Origin of the sequence: Rhodovulum sp., assembly GCF_011048875.1 — a bacterium.
Classification (GTDB): Bacteria; Pseudomonadota; Alphaproteobacteria; order Rhodobacterales; family Rhodobacteraceae; genus Rhodovulum; species Rhodovulum tesquicola.
In genome coordinates this window covers 1-3,211 of the sequence record NZ_DSDD01000443.1, presented here as the reverse complement: position 1 = coordinate 3,211, position 3,211 = coordinate 1, and the positions used below count along the sequence as shown (strand labels likewise).

General features: G+C 68.5%; 2 protein-coding genes and 1 pseudogene. All 3 read left to right on the top strand.

The features are described from left to right. Positions 1-579: 579 nt before the first annotated feature. Positions 580-1,434, top strand: a complete 855-nt coding sequence (locus tag ENN83_RS15070) for an FAS1-like dehydratase domain-containing protein (RefSeq protein ID WP_287188357.1) — start codon at positions 580-582, stop codon at positions 1,432-1,434. Then, complete coding sequence (locus ENN83_RS15065; RefSeq protein WP_287188355.1) at positions 1,431-2,645, top strand: CoA transferase; 1,215 nt, start codon at positions 1,431-1,433, stop codon at positions 2,643-2,645. The genes ENN83_RS15070 and ENN83_RS15065 overlap by 4 nt, the downstream gene beginning before the upstream one ends. Before the next feature lie 198 nt (positions 2,646-2,843). After that, a pseudogene (locus ENN83_RS15060) lies at positions 2,844-3,211 on the top strand (hypothetical protein); the annotation flags it as partial.

Here is a 3,211-nt window from a genome sequence, read left to right as displayed (position 1 = left end):
TCGAACAGATCGCGGTCGTCGAAATCGAGATCCATCCCCTCCATCAATTGCCGGGCGATGTCCGACAGCCCCTCGCGCGCACTGAGGATCCTGTCGCGGGACATGTAGAAGGACGGCCGCAGCGTGCTGCGTACGATCGCCTCGACCGCCGCGCGGGGCAAAGGCGCTTTCCTCCTCGCCCCGGTCAAGCCCCGCCATTGCTTCGCCCAGCTCGAAGGTCACGAAGCCCGCATCGCCTGCTTCGGCCCCGGTCGTGGCGGGCCGGGTGAAATGGTCCAGCACATCGCGCGCCCGCTCCAGGGCCTCGCTGAAATGCGTGTCGCGTCCGCGAAGCTTGCCAAGCGCGGTGGGCATGGGACGGCTCCCTTCTCTTGTGGGTTGCATCCTCATCCTGCGCCCTGTCCCCGGATTCTGGCAAGCCGGGATTCGGGGCACGGCCCCTTGACCTGCATGGGCAACGGGCGCATTGGCTTCACCTCCGCTCGCTTGATCATGGGCGGCCCGCTTCCATATCATCGCGACATGTCCGGCGTGCAGGCGCACGGGGGCGGGGACAGGGACAGACAGGGGACAGTGCGGATGACGATGGCCGAGGCAAGGCAACAGGACTGGATCGGGCGGACCGAGACGCGGACGGGTTGCCTGACGGCTGATCTGGCCGGGATGCTTGCCGGAGCGCTGGGCCATGCCGCAGCCCCCGTGCCCGATCTGGCGCCCGGTGCGCCGATGCCGCCGCTCTGGCACTGGGCGGCCTTTCCCGAATTCGTGCCGCTGTCGGAACTCGGCACCGATGGCCATCCGCGGCTGGGCGGCTTCCTGCCGCCCTTGCCCTATGCGCGGCGGATGTGGGCAGGCGGGCGGCTGCGCTTCGAGGGCGGGTTCAGCATTGGCGAGGAATTGCACAAGCGCTCGGAGATCCTGGCGGTGGACGAAAAGCAGGGCGCGACCGGCCCGATGGTCTTCGTGCGCGTCGGCCACCGGATCGAGGGCGCGGCGGGCGGGCTGATCGAGGAAGAACAGGACATCGTCTACCTGGACATCCCCGAGACGTTCACGCCCCCCAGGAAACTGCCCCTGCCCGAAGCGCCCGCATTCGACGAGCGCGTGGCGGTGAACGAGGCGCGGCTGTTCCGCTATTCGGCGGCCACCTACAACGCCCACCGCATCCATTACGACCTGCCCTATGCCCGCGAGGTCGAGAAATATCCCGCCCTTGTCGTGCATGGCCCGATGCAGGCCAGCCTGGTGATGGAGGCGGGGCTGCGCCATGTGGGCGGTGCGCCGCGCGCCTTCCGGTTCCGCGGGGTGCATCCGATGTTCGCCGACGAGGACATGCGCCTGATCGGCACCCGCACCGAGGATGGTGCGGTAGAGATTTGCACCGGCACGCCTTCGGGGCATCAATGTCTTCAGGCCCGGCTGGAGGTGGCGTGATGGGTGTTCTCAAGGGTATGCGCGTGGTCGAGGGTTCGGCCTTCGTGGCGATCCCGCTTGCGGGGATGACGCTGGCGCAGATGGGCGCGGACGTGATTCGCTTCGACCGGCTGGAGGGCGGGCTTGACCACCACCGCTGGCCGGTCACGCAGGACGGCAAAAGCCTGTTCTGGGCCGGGCTCAACAAGGGCAAGCGCTCGATCGCGATCGACATGCGCCACCCGCGCGGGCGCGAGATCATCACCGAGATCATCTGCGCCCCGGGGCCGGATGCGGGCCTGTTCCTGACCAATCTTCGCGTGCGCGGCTGGATGGATCACGAGACGCTCTCGATCCGCCGCCCCGATCTGGTCATGGTCACGCTGCTGGGCGACCGCCATGGCCACCCGGCTGTCGATTACACGGTGAACCCCGCGGTGGGCTTTCCCGACGCGACCGGCCCCGAGGGCAGCGCCGATCCCGTCGCCCATGTGCTGCCCGCCTGGGATTGCATCGCGGGCAACATGGCGGTCACGGGTCTGCTGGCGGCGGAACGCCACCGGCTTCGCACCGGGCAGGGCCAGTCGGTCGAGATCACGCTGAAGGATGTCGCCGCGGCGATGCTGGGCAATCTCGGCATCATCGGCGAGGTGGCGGTGAACGGCGTCGACCGGCCGAAAAACGGCAACGCGCTTTACGGCGCCTATGGGCAGGACTTCGTCTGTGCCGATGGCGAGCGGGTGATGGTGATCGGGCTGACCGACCGGCAATGGCGCGGGCTGGTCGAGGTGACGGGCAGCGGCGCGGCGATCGCGGCGCTTGAGGCGGAACTGGGCACCAGCCTTGCCGACGAGGGCGCGCGCTGGCTGCACCGGGCGCGGATCACCGCGATCCTGGCGCCCTGGTTCGCCGCGAACCGCGTGGCCGAGTTCGGCGCGGCCTTCGACAAGGCGGGCGTGACCTGGTCGCTGTTCCGCAGCTTCGCCCGCGCGCTTGCCGAAGACCCCGATTTCTCGCTCCAGAATCCGATCTTTGCCGAGATCGACCAGCCGGGCATCGGCCGCTACCCGGTGCCTGGCTCGCCTTTCGCGTTTTCCGCCGCAGGCCGCGAGCCCCCGGCGCCCGCGCCGCTTCTGGGCCAGCATACCGAGGAAATCCTGGCCGATGTCGCGGGCCTGCCGGGTGGCGAGATCGCGCGGCTGTTCGACGAGGGCATCGTCAAGGGCGCCTGAGCCGGGACATGCTCCGATTGGGGAATGATTCGTGCCCGCATCGTCAGCGTAACGCCGCGGCGCGGCCTTGATTGCAGCGTTTCTCGAAACAGGAACTTCGGAAATTTTAGTTTTCCTGTCCGTGTTTCGCCGCTGGAAACGGTTTAACCACTTCCGCAGCTTCATCCCGCGCCCCTGCCGTTTCCGTCGGGCCCGGTCGTGCTGACGGTGACCGGCGACATCGCGGTCGCCAATGAGGGCACGGCGGCCGTCTTCGACCTGGACATGCTGCGCGTGCTGCCCGCCGAGACGATCAGAACCACGACGATCTGGATCACGGGCGAGCTGGAGCTGACCGGCGTGCCGCTGAACGCGCTGCCGGCGCTGCGTGGGTCGATGGGTGACTTGCGCGCGCCCTTCCGCGCGATGGCGCTGGGCGGGGTGCAGTTGCTGGCGGTCGATGCCGATCACCAGCGCGATAGGGTGGTGGAACTGCTCACGCGGCTTGTACTGGTCACCACGGGGCTGGTGGTTCTGCTGCTGGTCTCGCTTGCCATCCTCGCGCGGCTGAACCGCGACATGGGGCG